This is a genomic window from Lactococcus sp. DD01 (assembly GCF_001578715.1).
Lineage (GTDB): Bacteria > Bacillota > Bacilli > Lactobacillales > Streptococcaceae > Lactococcus > Lactococcus petauri.
Genome location: NZ_KQ968939.1, coordinates 592,232 through 613,810 on the forward strand (window position 1 = coordinate 592,232; position 21,579 = coordinate 613,810).

Annotated in this window: 17 protein-coding genes; all 17 read right to left on the reverse strand. The window is 39.3% G+C overall.

Translation table 11 applies throughout. The annotated features are described in order from the left end of the window. Window positions 1-161 precede the first annotated feature (161 nt). The 17 genes from LACDD01_RS02930 to lspA all read right to left on the reverse strand — a co-directional run bounded on the left by LACDD01_RS02930 (window position 162) and on the right by lspA (window position 21,473). The gene (locus LACDD01_RS02930) at window positions 162-2,066 is read right to left on the reverse strand and encodes an ABC-F family ATP-binding cassette domain-containing protein (RefSeq protein ID WP_061413153.1); all 1,905 of its coding nucleotides are present in this window, start codon (window positions 2,064-2,066) and stop codon (window positions 162-164) included. A gap of 104 nt (window positions 2,067-2,170) precedes the next feature. After that, window positions 2,171-3,022 (reverse strand): MurR/RpiR family transcriptional regulator, encoded by an 852-nt coding sequence (locus tag LACDD01_RS02935; protein WP_019293486.1) that lies wholly within the window; start codon window positions 3,020-3,022, stop codon window positions 2,171-2,173. An 81-nt stretch (window positions 3,023-3,103) separates the two neighbouring features. After that, window positions 3,104-3,592, reverse strand: a complete 489-nt coding sequence (locus LACDD01_RS02940) for a glutathione peroxidase (protein WP_061413154.1) — start codon at window positions 3,590-3,592, stop codon at window positions 3,104-3,106. 75 nt (window positions 3,593-3,667) lie between these two features. Further along, on the reverse strand, window positions 3,668-4,372 hold the full coding sequence (locus LACDD01_RS02945) for a 16S rRNA pseudouridine(516) synthase (protein ID WP_061413155.1): 705 nt from the start codon (window positions 4,370-4,372) through the stop codon (window positions 3,668-3,670). A 181-nt stretch (window positions 4,373-4,553) separates the two neighbouring features. Next, entirely contained in the window at window positions 4,554-6,143 is a 1,590-nt protein-coding gene (locus LACDD01_RS02950) for a DUF6273 domain-containing protein (protein WP_061413156.1), read from the reverse strand. Window positions 6,144-6,356: 213 nt separating this feature from the next. Next, window positions 6,357-7,604, reverse strand: coding sequence for a magnesium transporter (mgtE, locus tag LACDD01_RS02955; RefSeq protein WP_231863359.1), 1,248 nt, complete (start codon window positions 7,602-7,604; stop codon window positions 6,357-6,359). 232 nt (window positions 7,605-7,836) lie between these two features. After that, window positions 7,837-8,043, reverse strand: coding sequence for a hypothetical protein (locus tag LACDD01_RS02960; protein WP_019292723.1), 207 nt, complete (start codon window positions 8,041-8,043; stop codon window positions 7,837-7,839). A 73-nt stretch (window positions 8,044-8,116) separates the two neighbouring features. Further along, a complete protein-coding gene (locus LACDD01_RS02965) occupies window positions 8,117-10,873 on the reverse strand; it encodes a cation-translocating P-type ATPase (RefSeq protein WP_061413157.1) in 2,757 nt (918 codons plus the stop codon). 370 nt (window positions 10,874-11,243) lie between these two features. Next, window positions 11,244-11,825 carry a transglycosylase gene (locus tag LACDD01_RS02970; protein ID WP_061413158.1) on the reverse strand — a complete coding sequence of 194 codons (582 nt, stop codon included), beginning with the start codon at window positions 11,823-11,825 and terminating at the stop codon, window positions 11,244-11,246. 1,385 nt (window positions 11,826-13,210) lie between these two features. Next, a complete protein-coding gene (locus LACDD01_RS02980) occupies window positions 13,211-14,278 on the reverse strand; it encodes an ABC transporter substrate-binding protein (protein ID WP_061413160.1) in 1,068 nt (355 codons plus the stop codon). 15 nt (window positions 14,279-14,293) lie between these two features. Continuing rightward, window positions 14,294-15,094, reverse strand: a complete 801-nt coding sequence (locus tag LACDD01_RS02985; protein ID WP_017370221.1) for an ABC transporter permease — start codon at window positions 15,092-15,094, stop codon at window positions 14,294-14,296. After that, window positions 15,094-15,888: an ABC transporter permease gene (locus LACDD01_RS02990; RefSeq protein WP_061413161.1), complete on the reverse strand. Its 795-nt coding sequence runs from the start codon at window positions 15,886-15,888 to the stop codon at window positions 15,094-15,096. The genes LACDD01_RS02985 and LACDD01_RS02990 overlap by 1 nt, the downstream gene beginning before the upstream one ends. Continuing rightward, on the reverse strand, window positions 15,885-17,156 hold the full coding sequence (locus LACDD01_RS02995; protein WP_017370223.1) for an ABC transporter ATP-binding protein: 1,272 nt from the start codon (window positions 17,154-17,156) through the stop codon (window positions 15,885-15,887). Before LACDD01_RS02995 ends, LACDD01_RS02990 begins: the two co-directional genes overlap by 4 nt. Before the next feature lie 981 nt (window positions 17,157-18,137). After that, window positions 18,138-19,040, reverse strand: a complete 903-nt coding sequence (locus LACDD01_RS03000) for an HAD family hydrolase (RefSeq protein WP_019335567.1) — start codon at window positions 19,038-19,040, stop codon at window positions 18,138-18,140. A 12-nt stretch (window positions 19,041-19,052) separates the two neighbouring features. Next, window positions 19,053-19,961, reverse strand: a complete 909-nt coding sequence (gene murB, locus LACDD01_RS03005) for a UDP-N-acetylmuramate dehydrogenase (protein ID WP_061413162.1) — start codon at window positions 19,959-19,961, stop codon at window positions 19,053-19,055. A gap of 153 nt (window positions 19,962-20,114) precedes the next feature. After that, a complete protein-coding gene (locus tag LACDD01_RS03010) occupies window positions 20,115-21,020 on the reverse strand; it encodes an RluA family pseudouridine synthase (protein ID WP_061413163.1) in 906 nt (301 codons plus the stop codon). Beyond that, complete coding sequence (lspA, locus tag LACDD01_RS03015; RefSeq protein ID WP_019335565.1) at window positions 21,021-21,473, reverse strand: signal peptidase II; 453 nt, start codon at window positions 21,471-21,473, stop codon at window positions 21,021-21,023. It abuts the gene before it with no gap. Window positions 21,474-21,579 lie beyond the last annotated feature (106 nt).

Here is a 21,579-nt window from a genome sequence, read left to right on the forward strand (position 1 = left end):
CTTGCATAAAGCTGCAAGTGCGTAAAAAAATATGCCAATAATATTTAGAATGCACCTAAATACTATACAAATAGACAATTATACGGTTTCCTTGCTAGCCTCTCGTGCTAATTTAAAGGTTTCTTGTTATATAGTCTAACAGATTTACTGTAAGTTTGCAATCATAAACTTTCTAAGCTTTCCATTGCTTCCAGTAAGTTCATCTCTGTTTCTTCTTTTTGTTCAGACAGTTGGTCGAGCGTTGCTTGGAGTTCACCCAGTTTAACAAAGTCATCTGTTATGTCTAACATAGCTTGGGAAATTTCTTCGCTTTGTTGTTCCAGAGCAGCAAGTTTTTCTTCCGCAGCATTGACTTCACGTTCGAACTTACGACGGATTTTCTGTGCTTCTTTTTGTTGCGCATAGTCCATCTGGCCCGAACTTTCTGGTTGTTCTTCCAAAACAACTTCTTGATGTGTCTCTTCTTCTTGGCGTTTTTTCTCTAAATAATAATCGTAATCGCCCAGGTAAAGTTTACTTCCTTGAGGTGATATTTCGAGAACTTTGGTCGCAACCCGATTGATAAAATAACGGTCATGACTGACAAAGAGTAAAGTGCCATCGAAGTCGATCAAGCTATTCTCCAAAACCTCGCGGCTGTCGATATCCAAGTGGTTGGTAGGTTCATCCAGCACAAGAAAATTATCATGTTGCATAGCGAGCTTCGCCAAAAGAAGACGTGCTTTTTCTCCCCCCGATAACATCGAAACGGTCTTTTTCACATCTTCGCCGCTGAAAAGGAAGGCCCCTAAAAGATTACGTATTTCTACCTCTGGTAAGAGACGATGCTCATTCCAAATCTCGTCAAGAACACTGTTAGAAGGCGTGAGAGCCCCTTGTTCTTGGTCATAGTATCCTAAGTCGACATTCGCTCCCAGCTTCACCTGGCCCTTAAGAAGAGGAATTTGACCAATGATTGACTTGATCAATGTTGTTTTCCCAATCCCATTTGGTCCTACGATAGCAATGGCATCATGTTTGCGTGTATCGATATTGATAGGTTCAGCGAGGACTTTATCGTATCCCACTGCTGCATCTTCAACTGTAAGAACGATGTTGCCCGACTTTTTAGCTGGAGAAAAGGTCATATGAGCAGCCGCTTCGCTTGCGCTCGGTGCTTCGATACGCTCCATCTTTTCCAACTTTTTCTGGCGTGATTGGGCACGTTTTGTTGTAGAGGCACGAACCATATTTCGAGCAACGAAATCTTCTAATTTTTCAATTTCTTTTTGTTGCTTATCATAGTTTTTTTGCTCACTGGCAAGCATCTCTGCTTTAAGTTCGATATATTTACTGTAATTTCCTGCAAAGCGTGTCAGCTTGCCTCGTGAAATCTCCAAAGTTTCTGTCACAACCTTATCTAAGAAATAACGGTCGTGACTGACAATCAAAAGACTACCTGAATAGTTTTTCAGGTAAGTTTCTAACCACGCCAAAGTTTCAATATCCAAATGGTTGGTTGGCTCATCCAAAATCAACAAATCAGGCTTTTCTAAAAGCATTTTTGCCAAAGCTAATCGTGTTTTTTGTCCACCAGATAAGGAAGAAATAGCACGGTCCCACATCTTCTCATCGAAACGAAAACCATTAAGTACTGACTTAATCTCTGCTTCATAGGTAAAACCGTTGGCTTGACGAAATTCTTCCGATAAAGAATCATAACGGTGCATCAAACTCTCTAAGTCACCACCCGTTAACTCCGACATCTGTAATTCCATCTGACGCAATTGTCGCTCTGTTTGACGGAGTTTTTCAAAGACCGTCAACATTTCTTCAAAAATGGTTAATTCTGAAGAAAGTCCTGTATCTTGAGCCAAATAGTTTAAATGCAAGTCCTTGACCTTAGAAATCGATCCTGCTGAAGGTTCTTCAACGCCTGCAATAATCTTCAATAAAGTCGATTTTCCCGCACCATTGCGTCCGACTAAAGCCATGCGTGAGTGGTCCTGAAGATTAAAATTTATATTTTCGAATAAAACATCGCCACCAAAAGTGCGTGCTATCCCATTCCCTTGTAGTAAAATCATTCTTCTATTTTAACATAAAAAAGTTTAAGGTAAAGAAAACAGTAAGAATCTCGCTTCACAACGAAAACGCCAAGATTTTTACTGTTTTTATGTATAACTTCACATCAATAATTTTTTTCCAGATGACGAACGATATCTAAAGAACGAATCACTGATTCTCGTGCATCATCAAAGTTTTTGCTGACATAGGCATAAAAGAGCAAATCGATGAGATACAATTGTGCCAGCATTGAAACCGTAGCTGCATGCCTAAACTCAAAATTCTCTCCTGATAGAGAAATGAGCGGATATTCGGCACGTTTAGCAAGACTTGAGTTTTCGATACCGGTAATCGCAATGGTTTCAATCTTTTCAGCTTGAGCCAAATCAAGCATAGCTAAAACTTCACGGGATTCCCCTCGGTCACTGACAGCGATAAAGAGTTTCTTTTGATTATTATTGGTTAAATTAACAGCCATCGTATGCGTATTGTCCGCACAAATACTGATTTTGCCAATACGATTCAATTTTTGAGCTAGGTCTTGAGCCACAAGAAAAGAAGCTCCAATCCCGAAAATAAAGATTAACTCCGCTTCATCAATCAGGTCGACCGTTTTAGCAAGTCTCTCATTGTTTAAATGACCATTAACAAGTTCTGTCATATGATTAATGCGCGCTTTTAATTTTGATTTTATTGAGTCTATCTCTTCATTAGGACGTAATTCTTGAAAATCTGTATCCGATTGGGCGCTCGCCTTCCAGACGGAAAGTTGCTGCTTAAGTTGGGGAACACCTTCAAGTCCGATGGATTTGACAAAGCGAATAACTGTAGCTGGTGACACTTGACTATTTTTAGCAATGTCTTGAGTGCTTAGGTTGATGACAGCCTCAGGAAAAGCGAGAACATACTTTCCAACTTTTGACTCGTTAGGGGAAAGTTCTCTTAATTTCGTTTGGATTTCGAGCAGAATATTCATGACTCAATTATAGCATAAACCAGCTATAAATATGAGCTTCTTTATAATGATACCAAAAGAAAAAACAGGAGGCATATGCTCCTATTTTTCTACTTTTTCAAGCTCTTTTTTAATATCTTTAGCAATTTTTTCAGGTTCTGTTGCTGGAGCATAACGTGCGACAACTTCTCCCTGAGCGTTGATCAAGAACTTCGTAAAATTCCACTTGATTTTTTTTCCAAGCGGGCTTCCTTTTTCTTCTTTTAACCATGTATAGAGCGGGCTTTCATCCGCGCCATTAACATCAATCTTTTGAAAGCGTGGGAAAGTTGTTCCATAGTTCAATGTACAAAACTGATCAATCTCATCAGCTGTGCCAGGTGCTTGCTCTTTAAATTGATTACAAGGAAAATCGAGAATTTCAAACCCGGACTCTTTATATTCATCATAAAGTTTTTGAAGTCCATCATATTGTGGTGTAAAACCACATCTTGTCGCAGTATTCACTACGAGTAGAACTTTGCCTTTATAGTCGGACAAAGAGATATCATCTCCTTGTTTTCCCTTCACCGTAAAATCATAAATAGACATAGTGGCACTTCCTTTCTTCATCAAGTTTAAGTGATAATGATTATAACACTTGCCTTATCAGACTGTCAAAGAATCTTACTTTCTCATATAAGGCTTCAGACTCAAGATTTCTTGCTGCGTAAGAGGGCGATAAGCACCTGGTTGCAAATCTTCATCTAAGACCAGCGGTCCAAAACTTAGACGTTGCAGTTGCTCAACTTTTTTACCTAAAGCTAAGAACATTTTCTTGACCTGATGATATTTGCCTTCTTGGATAGTAACTTTAGCATGATGCGCATCTAAAATTTCGAGTTGCGCTGGCTGCGTACGAACTCCTCCGATAAATTCAAGGCCTGCCGCAAAGGCAGCTCTATCACTTTCTTCAAGTGGTTCCCATGTCTCTACGAAATATGTTTTAGAAACATGTTGCTGTGGCTTAAGCATATCGATGCCCAGTGGCCCATTGTCCGTGATGAATAGTAATCCTGTCGTTAAAAAGTCAAGCCGTCCCACAGGATAGAGTGCATCATTCTTTTCTTCCACAAGGTCACGATAGGTGAGCAGGTGCTCATCTTTATTGGCTGAAAGTACACCAGCTGGCTTATTCATCATAAAATAACGATGTCCAAATGTTGTGAGCTGTTGCTGATTGACAATAATTTCATGCATCTGAGGATCTACATTGCGACTTAGGTTATACTCTACTTCTCCATCAATTGTAATCTTTCTGGTCCGTATCAAGCGTTTGCGTTCTTTCTTGTCCTTCCATCCATTGAGGAACAGGTAGTGATCTAGTCTCATATTTGTCTATTTTAACAGAAATATCTTCTTTCCTAAAATTTCCTTTGCAAAACGATAAACTTGTCTTTGATACGAGTAAAGTAAAATACAAAAAGACAAAGTCCTTGTGACATTGTCTTTTCTTATATCTCAAAATACTATACCTATTTTGCTTTTAGAAAAACTTCCCATTTTTAGGGAATTATTGATGAATGATAAGAGCAGGACGAGCTCCTCCACCGGTAGTGTTATTCGTACGAGTAGTATTGCCATTCAGAGTACCAGAGTTTGTTATAGACCAGGCATTCGCGACAACGTCACTAGGCGTACGGAGCCACCACCAGCCTCCTAGAGAATCACTGGCTCTGCGGTCCGTATTGTTAGTGAAACCAATACCATCAGTACGTGACAAGTGGTCCACATCAGCTAATGATAGAGAAAAGGCACGGGGCATTCCATCTTCTACAACAACAGTTCTATCTGCCGCAACATCTCCTGTAAGATTATTGGCAAGCCAGCGGCTTGGAGTTGCAGTAAGATCTGCGGCACTATCTCTTACCTCTCCTGTGATGAAATCGTTGGCTACTGGGGCAACCATAGCTTTAAGGTCGGCTGGAAGCTCATTATCGAACCAGTCGTCGATACGTGACTCGTGGTCAGTCCAATTCACAGAGTTAAGAATACCATTGAGGATAATCATATGGTCACGGGCACTCCCCGCTGCTATATCTTCCATATTTCCAAGATAACGGAAGTCTTGGTCGCCTCGAGTAAAGATATCTCCAGGTTCCATAGTACTAAAGTCAAGCTCCCTTACAGAAATACCAGCACTAACTCGGACCGCTTCAAGAAGTTCATCAAGATGAGGTGTTTCTATTTCAGTCTCGAAGTTGCCTTCCATATCGATGAGCTGGCTGTCCACATGGATGGCATAATAGTAAGCACCATTGATGGCATGAGCGGCATCTTGCATGACGGCTGCATCAATCAGGTAAGACGTGGCTTGACCTGCTCGGAGTGCATTCGCCCAGTAAGCCCAGCCTGTGACATGGTCGATAACCCAAAAGTTACCGCTCCCTACGCCATCTTCAACCCACTGCTGGAGTGTCATTGGCGCACGTTCTTGACGGAGGTTCCGTGAAGTTGTACGTGTGCCTTCTGTTGAACCTGGCCATAGTATGCCATTTTCGCTATTGGTGTAGGACACATTTTCCTGCCAGTAACCGTCTTTTCCGTCTCCGGGATGCGTGGCACCGTTTGTTCTGCCATCTTTGGGATCCTCGCCTACGACATAGTCACGGGCATCACCTGCAGCGGCTGTCATTAGGTCATTCTTGTCATGATTAAAGGTTGGCAAGTACCATTGTCTTTCTCCTTCCCGACCAAAGGTTAGTCGAGCATGGGTGTTCATAACAGCACCATCTCCTAGACGTGTAGTGATATCATTCGGTGCTGGAATATAGGGTTCCCAAGTACTTACATTTTGTCGCGAACCGCCCACTAGTTGTTCAAATCCTGGTTCCCCACGTTCTTGATACTCCATAATCTCCGACAGCCGGATTCTTGCCATGATAGGTTCTTGACCGTAATTTTCGACAAAAACATCTTTGTTTTCTGTCTCACGGTTAAAATAGTCATGAACACGTCCAGCTGCTTCCCTAACTGGATTTTCTCTTAAACGATCGTTGATGGCTTGTTGGTTGAAGGCTGTGAAAGCAAAAGTTCCACCGATTAAACCAAGTAAGGCTAAAAGTGCGATATTACGCAGTTTTCGTTTCTTTTCTGGGCTCATATGTAACTCACCCCCTTAAGACATGGAAAACTTATATCTGGTGGATAGAAAATTACCGTCTGCTCTGCTCTGCTCTGCTCTGCTCTGCTCTGCTCTGCTCTAAGATTATAAAACATTGGTTTCACCTCGTCAAGTTTTTATTATCAATAAGTAACATCAACAACATTTATACAATCTGATTGTAATATTTTTCTTATCCAATTCAAAATAATATCATGAAATAAGATGGCCAAGGAAGAGCGAAATGCAGGTGAAGTAAATCAGTAAGGCAACTAAATCTTTAATCGTTGTAATGATTGGTGCTGATCCTGCAGCTTGGTCGATTTTTAACTTGATTAAGATAAAAGGGACTAAAAAGCCCAGCAAGGATGCGACGGTCATCGTGGCAAAAAGGGCTAAACCAACTGCCAAACCTAACATCGGAAAACCTAGCCATATGGTCGCCATTAGCCCCGCCATAATTCCCATCAATGCGCCAATGGTCAAACCGACACGTAATTCCTTGAAAAAGTGCTCAAGGAAGTTCTCAATCTCAATATGCCCCAAAACCAAGCCTCGTGTAAAGACTGTTGAAGATTGTGTCCCAATATTTCCTCCCATGCCCATAATCAATGGGATAAAAATTGCCACCATTGCGATGGATTCTAAAGTTTGTTCAAAATTTTCAATGACTAAACCAGAAAGCATGCTTAACAACAAAGTGGCTAAAAGAAAGGGTAAACGTACTGCCAAAATTTTGTTTAATTTGCCATTAATAAGTAGCTTGCTGCGGTCCTCCTCTGTATCTTTTAAGTCGGATAAACCTGCTTGGTTCAAAATGTCTTCTGTTGCCTCTTCTTCAAGAATTTCCATTGCATCGTCGAAGGTTACTATGCCTACTAATTTATTAGTATCGTCCACCACAGCTAAAGCCAGAAGATCCAACTCTTTGACTTTTTGTGCCACCTTTTCTTGGTCCTCAGAAGTTTTAACAGAAATCGGTTGACGCGACATATGCTCATTAATGACTGCTGTTGGTGCCATCATCAAAAGTCGATGTAAAGTTATAAAACCAGTGAGCTTTAACTTCTCGTCAATAATAAACAAAATATAGATGTTTTCCTTGCGCGTGGCTTCCTCTGTGACTTTTGCCAATGCCTCTTCTTGGGTCATATCTTCTGTCAAAGTTACAAATTCCGTTGTCATAATTCGACCGGCTGTTTCTGGGACATAAGCTTGGAGGTGGAGTGTTTCTGCTCTATTATCGGGTGTTAAAACACCCAGAAGACTCTTCGCTCGTCTTTCAGGTAGTCGGTCAAAAAGTCTGACACGATCGTCTGACGACAGCTGATTGAGAAAAGTTTGCACCATTGGCGGTTGTAGCGCATCTAAAAGATTTTTTTGCTGCTGAGTGCCAAGAATTTTGAACAACGCCACTGCTTTATCTTCTGAAAGGACTTCAAAAAAAAATGACCTGTTCATCTTGCTTTAGATGTTTAAAAATCTCTTTCAGTTCATGTCTTTGTAAATCTTTAAGAATAACTTGAAGTTTTTTAAACTCCTTCTTTTTAATGTAGAACCGGATTAATTCTTCCATATTATATGCTCATTTCTTTTTAATCTCCTTTCTAAATTCTAATATTTTTGCAAGAGGAAACCTAATAATATAAAAAAACTGAAGCGTGTAACACACTTCAGTCTTGATTTTTTCAGGCTATTTTCTCCCCCGCATCACATATCCACATATAAACCCAATCAGCCCTACAGCGATAATACCGTAGAACATGGGAATATCAATGTTAAAGAAAAGCATGTTAACACGAACAGGTGAGAAATTAAGAACCGCAAAAATTACGATGAGCAAAAGAATCAAGAGAACTAAAATTCTTTTGGGTGTAAAAAAGCTTTTTACTTTTTCCATGTATATACTTCCTTCCAAGGATTACTATACTGTTATTTTAGCATATTATAGTTACACATCTCAAAAATTCTCCTTACCAAATTTTCACTTTAAAGATTTCTTTAATACCTGATAGGATAAATGTTGGTAAAGCTGGCACAAAGAGTACAAGAAGATAAACAGATAAGCTCAATGGTGCAGTTCCCATGACAACATTGAAGAATGGAATTATTGTCACTAAAAATGAAGAGATACCTGCAAAGACAACAGCAAGGACTAAACGTGGGTTGCCGAATGGGTTTCTTCTGAAGAGAGTTTGTGAACTTCTTGCATCAAAAACATGCCACAACTGACCATAAACAAGTGTTAAGAAGGCCACCGTTTGTGCTTCGTTACTTGACATGCCTTGTTTTGCTGCCCAAACAAAGGCTACAAAGACCATCAAGCCCATAATTGTGCCTCGGATCAAGACTCTTGACCACGTGTAGTTGGCTAGGACAGATTCTTTAGGGTCACGTGGTTTTTCGTTCATAATGTCTGACTCAGCGACATCGTATCCTAGAGCGAAAGAAGGCACGGCATCACTGACCATATTGACCCAAAGTACCATTAAGGCTGTTAAAGTTGGTGTGGTGTAGTCAACATTCCCGATACTTACAGTGAAGAAAAGTAAGCCTAATATCAAGGAAAGTACTTCTGCGACATTCGTCGTTAATTCATGACGGATAAAGTTCTTAATATTGGCATAAATAGTTCTACCATTTTCGACTGTTTTTTCAATCGTTGTAAACTTATCATCAAGCAATATCAAGTCAGCAGAGTCCTTGGTTACTTCAGTTCCTGCGATTCCCATGGCAATTCCAATATCAGCTGCTCTCAGAGCTGGTGCATCATTAACACCATCTCCTGTCATGCCCACAACTTCCCCGTGCTTTTGAAGTTGCTTAACAATCCTTTGCTTGTGTTCAGGGGAAACACGCGCATAGACATTTGTTGTTTTAACGACAGCATAGAGCTCTTCATCTGTCATTTCTTCAATTTCGATACCTTTGATGACTTTAGCCTCTTTGGATTTTACAATGCCAAGATTATAAGCAATAGCACGAGCTGTATTTTCGTGGTCACCTGTAATCATAACGACTTCGACACTGGCATCTTGCAATGTTTTAACAGAAGCTTTGACTTCTTCACGCGCAGGGTCGATAATTCCTGCAACCCCCGTCAAGATAATATCTTTTTCTAAATCTTCTAGCTGACCTTGTTCTGCTTCTTCCTTACTGAGGATACGGTATCCTACCGCCAAGGTACGCAAAGCTTCATTGGCATAGTCATTTACAGTCGTGATAAATTTTTGCTTTTCACTTTCTTCGGTATTTAATTCACCATCAATCAAAAGGGCACGGCTTTTCTCAACCAGAACATCTGGCGCTCCCTTGATATAGAGAATATAGTTGTCGCCTTTCTTGACAATGACACTCATTGTTTTACGATCACTAGTGAAAGGCAGCGTCCGGATGAGCTCATGTGATTCTAAAAGTTGAGTTTTTGTGCGGCCAGCTTTTTGCCCCAAAACAGTCAAGGCAATTTCAGTTGGATTACCAAAAGGCACGAATTTTCCTTCGACTTCTTTGAGAGCAGACTCGTTACACAAAAGGGCTCCCGCAATAAAGGCCGAATATGAAGGCTCTTGCTCTTCATCAGAAAGACTACGAATTTCCCCTTCTGGAGTATAGCCCAGACCAGAAACTTCATAGTACTGGCCGTTTGTATAGAAATGTGTAACGGTCATTTCATTTTTGGTAAGTGTTCCTGTTTTATCTGAACAGATGTAGGAAGTACTTCCTAGTGTTTCCACACTGTTAAGTGACTTGATAAGCCCCTTATTCTTCGCCATTTTGGCAGCGCCAATCGTTAAAACAATTGAAAGTACAGCAGGTAGTGCATCCGGTATAGAGGCTACAGCTAAGGCGATTGAGGTTGATAAAACAGATGTAATTGATGCTATGCTTAATTCACCAGCTTGGATGATACCCACTACGAGGGTAAAGACAACAATACCGGCTGAAACTTGCATCAAGGTTTTGGTTAACTTATGAACCGTATTTTGTAGTGGCGACGTCCTGTTTTCAACTGCTTGAATCAGCTTGGCAATTTTACCAAGTTCAGTATGTTCCCCAACAGCCACAACGATCCCTAAACCTTGTCCACCAGAAACGCTTGAACCGGAGAATCCCATATTATGACGATCACCTAGTTCTGTCGTCTCGAGAATAGCATCTGTGTGCTTGCTAATCGCATCTGCTTCGCCAGTCAAATGCGACTCGATAACTTGGAGCTCATTGGTTTCAATCCAACGGACATCTGCTTCGACAAAGTCTCCAATTGAGGCTTTTACGATATCTCCTGTGACAAGCTCTGTTGAAAGTATTTTTTCAAATTGACCATTTCGTAATACAGTAACATAACGATTGTTCATCTCTTTTAATGCGTTCAAACTCTTACGTGCACTAATTTCTTGATAAAAGCCTAAAAAGGCATTTATGATAATTAAGATTAAGATAGCAATCGCTTCATATAGTGCCTCCATCCCATGCTTACTATCATTTTGAAATTGAAAAGCGTAGTAAGAACTAGCAAAGGACAGAGCTACCGCACCAAGTAAAACAATAACGATAGGTTCTTTAAAACTTTTGAGGAACGTAGCTAAGTATGATTCTTCCTCTTCATCTGGAAGTTTATTTTCTCCATGAAGCTCTCTTTGCTTCAATATTTGTTCATGATTTAAGCCAGTCTTAGTATCAACTAAAAACTCCTCAATAACTTCTTCTTTTGCTTTTTTATAAAATTCCAAAAGCTTCCTCCTTGTATTTTCGACAGTTAGGCCTACACTTCATTTTTTTCCAAGAGCGTAGCAATCGAAAAAAAAGAATGTAAACAAAAAGGGCGCAAGCTTCAAGAGATTTCCTCCTTACCCTCGGAGGAAATCTCTTGAAGCTTGCGCCCAACCTATATTGTCTCTTTAATTGTTATGAATTTAGTACATTTTACTAAACCTACTCTTTTATTATAACATATAATTTTAAATTTTTTAAGAGTTTTTTTGATTTTTTGATTTTTAAAAAGGTTAAAGGCAAAACAAAAAGGCCTTCACTGTTTGTGATAGCCTTGGATGTTTAATCTTAGTTAAGCACTCCAGGAAACGAATTGTAATTCACTTCCTATTAGTTATAAACAACCCAGCTTCCTGCAGGGAGTTTACTTGCCATTTCGATTTGTTCAGCAAGAGTCATGCCAGCGTATTCACCGTGACCTAACAATTGGAACGCACCGTATGCACCTGAACTTGCATTTGCAACATCTGCACGTCCATTAGACTCATGTTCAATAATATATGCCCATTCGCTTGCAGAATATCCTGCTGCGTTGGCAGTATTAGAAACCATGTAGTTGGCAAGGGCTTCAATATTTACTTGACCAGAAGTTTGACCTAAGTCAAGTCCTGATACAGTTTGTGCTACTTTAGATTTAGCAGGTTGTGTTTCAACTTTTTTGGCAGTTGTAGGAGTTGCTGAAGCTTTTCCTAACAAAATGTTGTTAACTTCTGTTTGTACGTCTTCAAAGTCAAAACCTTTGTTTGTCAACATTATGACACGATCTTGACCTGTACCGTAGTTACCGTTAATAACTTCAATTGCAACATCATGTGTAGTTTGTTTTGGTGTGTCCGCGTGGGCCATACCAGTACCGATAAACATGAATGAAGCAATAACACCAGTTGAAATAGCAACTTTACTGAATTTCATTTAGACCTTTCAATTTCGCCACTAAGAATATTCCATAGAGTTAAAGCTCAATTACGAACCCCCGTATATACTCTATCATCATGGTTACTTCCCATACACATCATAAAGTCTTGAACGCTTGTGTAGGATTACCGTCAGCAGTTTAACGTCATTGCACGCTATGGACGTTTGTTATAAGGAACCTTCAAATCTCTGCTGCTTGCGAAATTACATATCTTTGAAAGCTCTCGGTTTAAAATGTATAAGTTCACTCAGAAGAAAATAAATTTTCAAAGTCAAATTCATTTCCTTCATGAGGGACTCATTATATGACCTTTACCTTAAACATAACTTAAAATAAATAAAGTGAAAAAAGAAAGCGAAAACATTTGTAAACAAAATATTCAGAAAATTTATTCTACAAAATAGAAAAATGTATAATAAAAACCCCTATTTAATGCGCTTCTTATTTTTAAAAAATTAACCATGTCTTTTTTTGTATTTAAATACATTAAAAATTTTTGCTAATTAAATTAAGTAATTTTTTTAATTTTTTAGTTTCAGTTAAGATAAGGGGATTTTAAACCACTTTCTTAATAAAAATTAAGGAGAAATTGCACTTGTTTTCATTCTTTTATTTCCATATTTTTTTCTACTCTTAAAACACTCTTATAGTTCATTATCATTGGTGTTTAATGAATTTATTTTGAAAACTTCTTTTTCTAATGTGAGAGGCAGTTAATAGAAATAATTTTTTCTGGACCGTATGTTTGAATAATTTTCTTAAAATACCAATAATGGTATTTATTTTAATCTTGAACAAATTATTGTGTGACTTTTTCTCATAATGGTATTTGTTCTCTTTTTCATAATATTTTTCCTTGTTTTTATGCACTTGTTCTTCTTATTTTTCTAAATCTTGTTTTCACTAAGAAATTCCAACTCTTTCTCCTCTCATTACCTTATATAACATTATAATTACAAATCATTGCTTATATAGAAAAACTCCACATCTGCGGGCAAAGAACCAAAGCACAGATATGGAGCAATCAAATAAAGGTGTATACTGAAATAAAGGATTCAGTATTTACCTTATCTATATTATAGCACTAAAGTAAGCGTTAACAAAGAGAGTTGCAACTGTCAAAAGCGCTGGAACAAAGCAAAAATCCCCCTATGGAGAAAGGGGGACATCAAGGTTATATCCATGGGTTGGATATTTATTATGAAAAATCAAAATTATACTAGGGTTTAAATATAATTAGGACATTATCAATTCTAGCATGGTCTCCCTGAAAATAAAAATAATAATCAAGGAAGTTTAGAATACTAAAATTTAAAAAGTATGTACGCTAAGTTGGAGCATAGAATACAAAACAGCTCGACCACAAGGGTTAGAGCTGTTTTCATTTATTCATCTTAAACTGAAGATACAAATCATTATAAACACCCGTCCAATATGGACTGAGGTTAACATAAGCTTCATCTTCTTTTATCAGAGCTTCATCAGGATAATAAGACTTATCTTCACGAACTTCTGCAGGCAGGAGCGCTTCTGCTTTAACGTTAGGTGTTGAATAGCCAACGTATTCAGCATTGGCCGCTGCATTTTCTGGTTCTTGCATGAAGTTGATAAAGGCATAGGCCGCTTTAGTATTTTTGCTGGTTTTTGGGATAGCCAAGTTGTCATACCAAATGTTTGTTCGGGCAGGGACCACATAGTGTAAATGTTCATTGCTTGAAGTCATTTCGGATGCTTGTCCACTATAAACGACAGATAACGGTGTTTCGTTATTAATCATATAACTCATGATTTCGTCTCCGAGAATGGCTTTAACATTGGGTGTGAGCTGTAGTAGCTTGTCATAAGCACGATCAATCTCTGACTGGTTCGTCGTATTCACAGAGCTTCCTGTAGCGATTAAGCCCATCCCCATAACATCTCGACTACTGTCTGTTAGGAGGATCGAATTTTTGTAGTCTTTAGACCAAAGGTCTTCCCATTTTGTGGGTGGCTGAGTGATGTATTTATCATTATATACAATCCCCAAAGTCCCCCAGAAATAAGGCACAGAATAAGTATTTTTAGGGTCAAATGCCGCATCCAAGAGCTTCGGATTATCATAATTAAGATTTTTAATCTTGGTGTGATCTAAAGGAAGCAAAAGATTTTCTTTGGCCATTTTTTGTACCATGTACTCGCTGGGCACAACAATATCATAAGCAGTACCGCCTTGTTTAACTTTAGAATACATGGCTTCATTGGAGTCAAATGTCACATAATTAACCTTATAGCCGGACTCTTTTTCAAACTTTTTGAGAAGCTGCGGATCGATATATTCGCCCCAGTTAAAAATCGTCAAGCTATTGGTAGAGGTTGAAATACCTGTTGCAGCGGACATCCGCCAAGCTGTAACCCCAAGAAGGACAGTAATTGCTAAAATCCCTGACAAGAAATAGATTAATTTTTTCAAGATAACTGTCCTTTCTTAAGTAATATTTGGCGTTTTTCCGGCAGTATCTGATTCTCTCATGATTATATAATACCCTATAACCAGTAAGATTGAGAAGAGAAATACAATTGCGGATAGTGCATTAATCTCAAGGGAGATTCCTGCACGAGCACGTGAATAAATCTCGACAGACATTGTCGTAAAGTCATTTCCTGTGACAAAGAAGGTAACGGCAAAGTCATCTAAGGAATAAGTGAAGGCCATAAAGAACCCAGCGATGACACCAGGTGTCAAATAGGGCAGAATCACTTCTCTTAGTGCTTGAGTCTGCGTTGCTCCCAAATCATAGGCAGCCTCAACTAAAGATTTATCCATCTCTTGGTAAAGTGGCAACACCATCAAGACAACAATCGGAATAGAAAAGGCGATGTGGCTCAACAAAACTGAGGCAAAGCCAAGTTTCATTCCTACCAAGGTAAAGAGAATCAAGAAACTTGCACCAATAACAACGTCAGGCGATACAATCAAGACATTGTTTAAGCCTAAGAAAGTCGTCTTACCCTTGGCTTTAAGATTTTCGATAAACATGGCACCAAAAGTTCCAATGATTGTGGCAATTAAAGCACTCAAGAAAGCCAAGAAAAAGGTTTGTACGACAATCAAAATTAAACGGCTGTCTTGAAAAAGTTCTTTAAAGTTATCTAAGGTAAAGCCTGTAAATTGATTCATATCCCCGCCTTCGTTAAAGGCATAAAAAATCAAGAAAAAGATTGGGGCATAAAGGATAAAGAGCACGAAGCCCAGATAGATTTTTCCGACACGGTTTTTACTACGCATTAGCTACCCACCTTTCTTTCTCTTGTCACTAACATAATAATCATCATCGCAAAAACTAAGATGATGGCAATGGTTGAACCCATCCCCCAGTTTTGGGTGGTGAGGAAATGTTCTTCAACTGCAGTACCAAGTGTTATCACTTTATTTCCGCCAATCAAGCGTGTCAGCATGAAAAGTGACAAGCTCGGAATAAAAACAGCTTGGACACCTGAGCGTACACCATTGAGTGATAAAGGCCAAACCACATGAATAAAGGTTTGCCACCGCGTTGCTCCTAAATCATAACTGGCTAAGACGAGGTTTTCATCCAAATCCTCAAGGGCATTAAAAATAGGCAACACCATGAAAGGAATAGAAATATAGGTTGCTACAAAGATAAAGCTAAAGTCTGTAAACAATATCTGTGGTCGGCCAAGTCCGATAAATTGTAAGAAACTATTCACAGAGCCATACTTCCCGAAGATACCAATGAAAGCATAAGCTTTCAGCAGTAAATTCACCCAAGTGGGCAAGATAATTAACATCAAGAGAAGCTGTTTGTGCTTGAGTTTCGTTAACACATAGGACACAGGAAAGCTAATCAAGAGTGTAACGACTGTAATGATGAGGGCATAGAGGATCGAATTCCAAGTCATTATCAGATAAGTTGAGCTTGTAAAATACTGGCTGTAGTTAGAAAAGGTAAACTGTCCTTGAATGTTGAAGAAAGATTGCCAAAGCAAGAGGATAAGAGGTGCTACTACGAACAGTCCAACCCACAGGAAGTAAGGAACAGAGAAGAGTCTTTTGGTCATTCTTCTTCCTCACTTTCCCCGTTTTCTTGCTTATGCAAAATATCGTTTACAGCTTGCGCCAGCTCAGTCAAGTCCATTGTATTTTCCAAGGCTTCCTGAACAGCATCCATGATGGCTGCCTCTTCTTCTGCAGCTTCTTCTTCGACCGCATTGGCGATACCGATGGTTTGCTCTTCTTCCTCAACATACTCTTCGATACGCGCATCAAATTCTTCTTCGGTCTCATCAAGACGCATAATGTGTATAGCTTCAGGCTCAAAGTTCAAACCAACCGTTTCTCCAACTAAGGCCTTGTGGGTGGAGTGAATCAGCCATTCGTTACCAAAATCATCATAAGCCACAATCTCATAATGCACCCCACGGAAGAGTTGTGTATCGACTTTCACATTGAATTTTCCTTCATCTGGCAGGGTGAACTCAATATCTTCAGGACGAATGACCACCTCAATCGGCTCATTAGGCCGCATTCCGCCATCAACAGCTTCAAATTGTTGACCGTTGAACTCGACAAGATAGTCCTCAATCATGCGGCCATTGATAATATTTGATTCACCAATGAACTCGGCCACAAAATGGTTAATCGGTTCGTCATATATATCGGTTGGTGTGCCTGACTGAACAATTTCCCCCTCATTCATAATGAAGATCCAGTCGGACATGGCCAAAGCTTCTTCCTGATCATGAGTCACAAAAATAAAAGTGATACCCAGGCTTTGTTGCAACTCACGCAGTTCATATTGCATATCCTTGCGGAGCTTCATATCCAAAGCCGACAGGGATTCATCCAGCAAGAGAACTTTGGGTCGGTCAATAATGGCGCGTGCAATAGCAACACGTTGTTTCTGCCCCCCAGAGAGTTTACTGATGGCACGTTTCTCGAAGCCTTCTAGTTGCACAAGCTTAAGCGACTCAGAAACACGTTGTGCGATTTCTGATTTGTTCACTCCCTTGATTTTCAAAGCAAAAGCCACATTATCAAAGACCGTCATATTCGGGAATAATGCGTAAGATTGGAAAATCGTATGCACGTCACGCTTGTTTGTCGGGACATCATTGATACGCTGACCGTCTAGCAAAATATCTCCAGATGTAGCATCTAGAAGTCCAGCAATAATATTTAAAATCGTTGATTTACCTGAACCAGAAGCACCCAGTAAAGTATAGAACTTCCCCTCTTCAATCTCAAAAGTAATGTCTTTGAGCACTGTCGTACCACTATCTTCATAGGTTTTCGTTACATTTTTAAATTCAATGATGTTTTTAGTCATGGTTTCATCCTTCGTCTTGGATTTAGAGTTTTAATTGTTGGCAACCAACACCGGAATCTCAAAACCGGTGAAAGAAATAAGTCTTCGTTATTTGCAAATAGAGCTAAAAGTGAGCTAGCTGATGGTTAATATAAATAGCATCTCATTAGCACCTTCAAGCGCAATGATAATAGCACATGACGTTGAAAAATAAAAACGATATTTTTTTGTGTTTCAACTAATGAGGGGCTTAGGAAATCCTTATAGGGATTTCCGTTTGCTATCAGGGGCTTTAAATGAACAACAGCATATTATGACGGCAAAAATCAAAAACGATATTTTTTTGATTTTTGACTAATGAGATGCTCAGGAAAGGTCCTATAGGACTTTCCGTCCATCATTAGCGCCTTCAGGCGCAATGATGGTAGCATATCAAAAAATCCAAGTGTACACACACTTGGATTCACATTCAATCTTTGATTACATATAAAAAGCAGTCTTACTGCGGAGAGACCGAGTAGTCAACTTTTAGTACTCTTATTGATGCGCGCAAGCGTGTTTCTTGGGTGGAGTGTGAAGCTCCATAAGCAAAATAATTTGCTTAATCAATAAGGCAATAAAATTGCCAATCGGCTGTGACTCTGGCTGTCCGTATGGCCTTAGTTTTCACTTGTTTACAGCAAAAACGAGTCCTATTTTCTGCTGAGCAGAAACTTTTATAATTATAACGTAAATTTTATGTCAATGCAAGAGTGAATTTTCTCTATTCCTGGAGATTAGGCAAGATTTCATAGAGCTTGCCGTTTGGGATTTAGTAGCTTTAGAAGCAATTGCTCATAGAGAATCATGATAGTCAAAATCAAAAACGATTATTTTTTTGATTTTAACTTAATAAGGCGCTTAGGCAAGGCTCCATAGAGCTTGCCGTCTAGCATTTAGTGGCTTTAGCTACAAATGCTAGTAGCGAATTAAAAAATCAGAGACTTCTCTGATTTCATTTTTTTATTTGTATCCTTTTAAAGTCAGGAATTCGACCTGTTTTTTACTTAATTCTAGCATATCAGCTACCGCTTCCAAGTCAAATTTCCCTGTAGACAAAAGGCGCTCTGCTGCGAGGTTTACACCAGACTTAATACCCAACTCAAGGACAGGATTTGTCTTGTCATTGGAATCCATGATGTACTTGTTATCTGGAAGATCAAAAAGAACTTTTACGGCACCAAAGAGTTGCTCAAAAGAATCAATTTCGACGTCGTGTACTTTTTTTCCTTGTGAAATACTGCGTCCGCGGTGATTAAACCACATTGTTTTCCAGCCACCGTTGTGACCGCCCATAACATCATTATCGTAAGAGTCCCCTACATACAAAGTTGTCTCAGGATTCATGCCAAATTGTTGCGCAGCCAAGTTAAAGATTTCTTTTTCTGGTTTTTGGAAACCAGTTGCTTGCGAAACAATCACATGACTTGGTTCAACATAATCATACAAACCAAGTTTACGTACTTTTTTCAGCTGATGTTCTGTTGGGCCATTAGTAATCACACCTACTGGAATATTACGTTTTTTCAGAAAATCAAGTGTCAAACGCATTTCATCAAGCATGGTGATATTTTCCAATTCATATTCATAAATTTCTTGGAAATAATCTCCGGTAGCACGTGAAATTTCAGGATAGCCTAAATCTTTAAGTGTTTCATTTGTACGATAAAAACGGAAATACTCAATATCCCACTCGCCCGCAATTACTTTTGGGAAACCAAGGTCTGAATAGTGACGGTAGCGAATGTAAGCTTTGTTCATATCGGTCATGTCAAAGTCTGGGAAGACTTTCGAAATGGCACGTCTGAATGGTGCTTGCTGGTCATAAATTGTATCGTCAACGTCAAAAACTATTGCATTAATCATTTTTCTTTGTTTTTATCTTTCTAATTTCTCACCGATAATACGGACTTCTGCTTCTAGTGTTAATCCAGAATTTTCCTTCACATGCTCAATGACATAAGCAATCAAATTTTCGTAATCTGTAGCTGTACCCTGATCGACATTAACCATAAAGCCAGCATGCTTTTTAGATACTTCCACACCACCGATACGGTGCCCTTGCATACCTGCCTCTTGGATAAGCTGTCCGGCGAAATGTCCGGCAGGGCGTTTGAATACTGAACCACAGCTCGGATATTCGAGTGGCTGCTTACTTTCACGTAGTCCTGTTAAGCGGTCCATTTCCGCTTTGATAACTGAAGCATCACCAGCTTCAAGTTTAAACTGAGCTGATACAACAATCAAGTCCTCATCACGAATAACAGAATGACGATAGCCGAATTTCATTTCATCTGCCTCTAATACACGGAGATGACCTTCCTGGTCAATAACAGTACAATTGAGCAAAACATGGGCAATTTCACCGCTATAGGCGCCAGCATTCATAAAGACTGCCCCACCAACAGAACCAGGAATACCACATGCAAACTCGAAGCCCGTCAAGGCATAATCAAGCGCAACATGTGTGGTGTCAATCAATTTTGCGCCTGCTTCAGCTGTGATTACATTTTTATCTACTTTTACGTGATTCATTTTTTCAAGTAAAATCACTAAGCCACGAATGCCACCATCACGAACGATTAAGTTGGATGCATTACCCAATACTGTAATTGGTGTTTCTGCTGCTCGTGCTAAGTCGAGAAGCTCGCTTAATTCTTCACTTGAAGCGGGAAAAGCAAGAAAATCTGCTGGTCCGCCAACTTTGGTGTAGGTGTAATTTGACAATGGCTCGTCATATTTGACAAGCAAATCAGGAAATTTTTCGAAATCAGATTTTTTTAGCATAGAACTATTTTACCACAAATTCATTCTAGGACGGTAAAAATTTATAAAACAGCTTGATGGTTTTTGTTTAACAATAACTCAGAATTCACAACGGACTTAGGCGCTCTGAAATTATACAATGACCTAAGGCGTATCGAACATAAAAAACCTGTCTTACGACAAGCCTCTTAAATTATCAAGTTGTTGAGCAAATATTTCAGGAATGTCGACCTGAAACTCAAGCAGTTCGCCCGTTGCAGGATGCTCAAAACCTAAGGTTTCGGCATGGAGAAATTGTCCCTTGTTTGGTGTTAAAGTTTTACTTGGGCCATAGAGAGGATCTCCAGCGATTGGGAAACCAATATAAGCCATGTGTACACGTATCTGATGTGTACGCCCTGTTTCAAGCTCAAGGGCAACAAGAGTATATCCAGGGAAACGTTCCAAAACGGTAAAATGCGTTTTGGCTGGTTTTCCACCTGAAATCACAGCTTGTTTCTTACGCTCTTTAGGATTGCGACCAATCGGGGCTTCAATCGTACCTTTTTCATTTGGTAACTCGCCATGCACAAGTGCAAGATAACGGCGTTTATTTGTTTTTGCTTTGAGCTGTGCCGCTAAAGACTCATGTGCGGCATCATTTTTGGCAATCATCAGTAAACCGGAAGTATCCTTATCGATACGGTGGACAATACCGGGGCGAATCACACCATTAATAGAAGAAAGATCTTTGATGTGGTACATAATGGCGTTGACCAATGTACCTGAAGCATGTCCCGCACTTGGGTGAACAACCATTCCTTGGGGCTTGTTAATTACTGCCACCTCAGAATCTTCATAAACAATATCTAAAGGAATGTCTTCAGCTTGGATATCAAGCACTTCAATTTCTGGTAATTCGTAGGCGATAGTTTCCCCTGCTTTTACTTTATATTTTGCTTTTTTTACTTGCCCGTCTACCGTGACTTTCCCATCACGAATCAGCTCTGTCAATACTGAACGTGAAGCATCACTCAAGTTTGCTAAAGCCTTGTCTAAACGAAGCCCCGCATTTGGCTCGTCAATAATTACTACTGTCATTTATTCTACCTCTTTGTCTAAAATAATCGCGATAAAGAGTACTACAAAACCTATTGAAAGCAGTATATCAGCGATATTAAATATTGGAAAATTGATGAAATCCGTCTGGAACATGTCCACCACAAAAGATTGTCGCACCCGGTCAATAAAATTCCCTAGCGCTCCTGAAATAATCAAAGTCAGTGCGGCAAAGTACCAGTTTTGATTTATTTTTTTATTAAGGAAATAAAGGGCGGCTATAATCACGATTGGTGTCAAAATGAGGAAAAACCATTGTTTTCCTTCAAGCATCGACCAAGCTGCGCCTTCGTTTCGAAGATAGGTTAGGCTGAGGATACCAGGAATAAATTCCTTTTCTCCTCCCAATGGAATATTAGCAACAGTCCAAGCTTTCAATAGCTGATCTGCAAGAATACCGAGAAGTATTAAGCCAAGGGAGATTATTTTTTTCATACTCTTTATTATACTATATAGAGCCAATAAAAGATAATAGAAGTTCATATAGGAAGAAAATTGAGGAAAAGTCCACAAAAAAATAACACTTTGGCTCAAGAAAGGC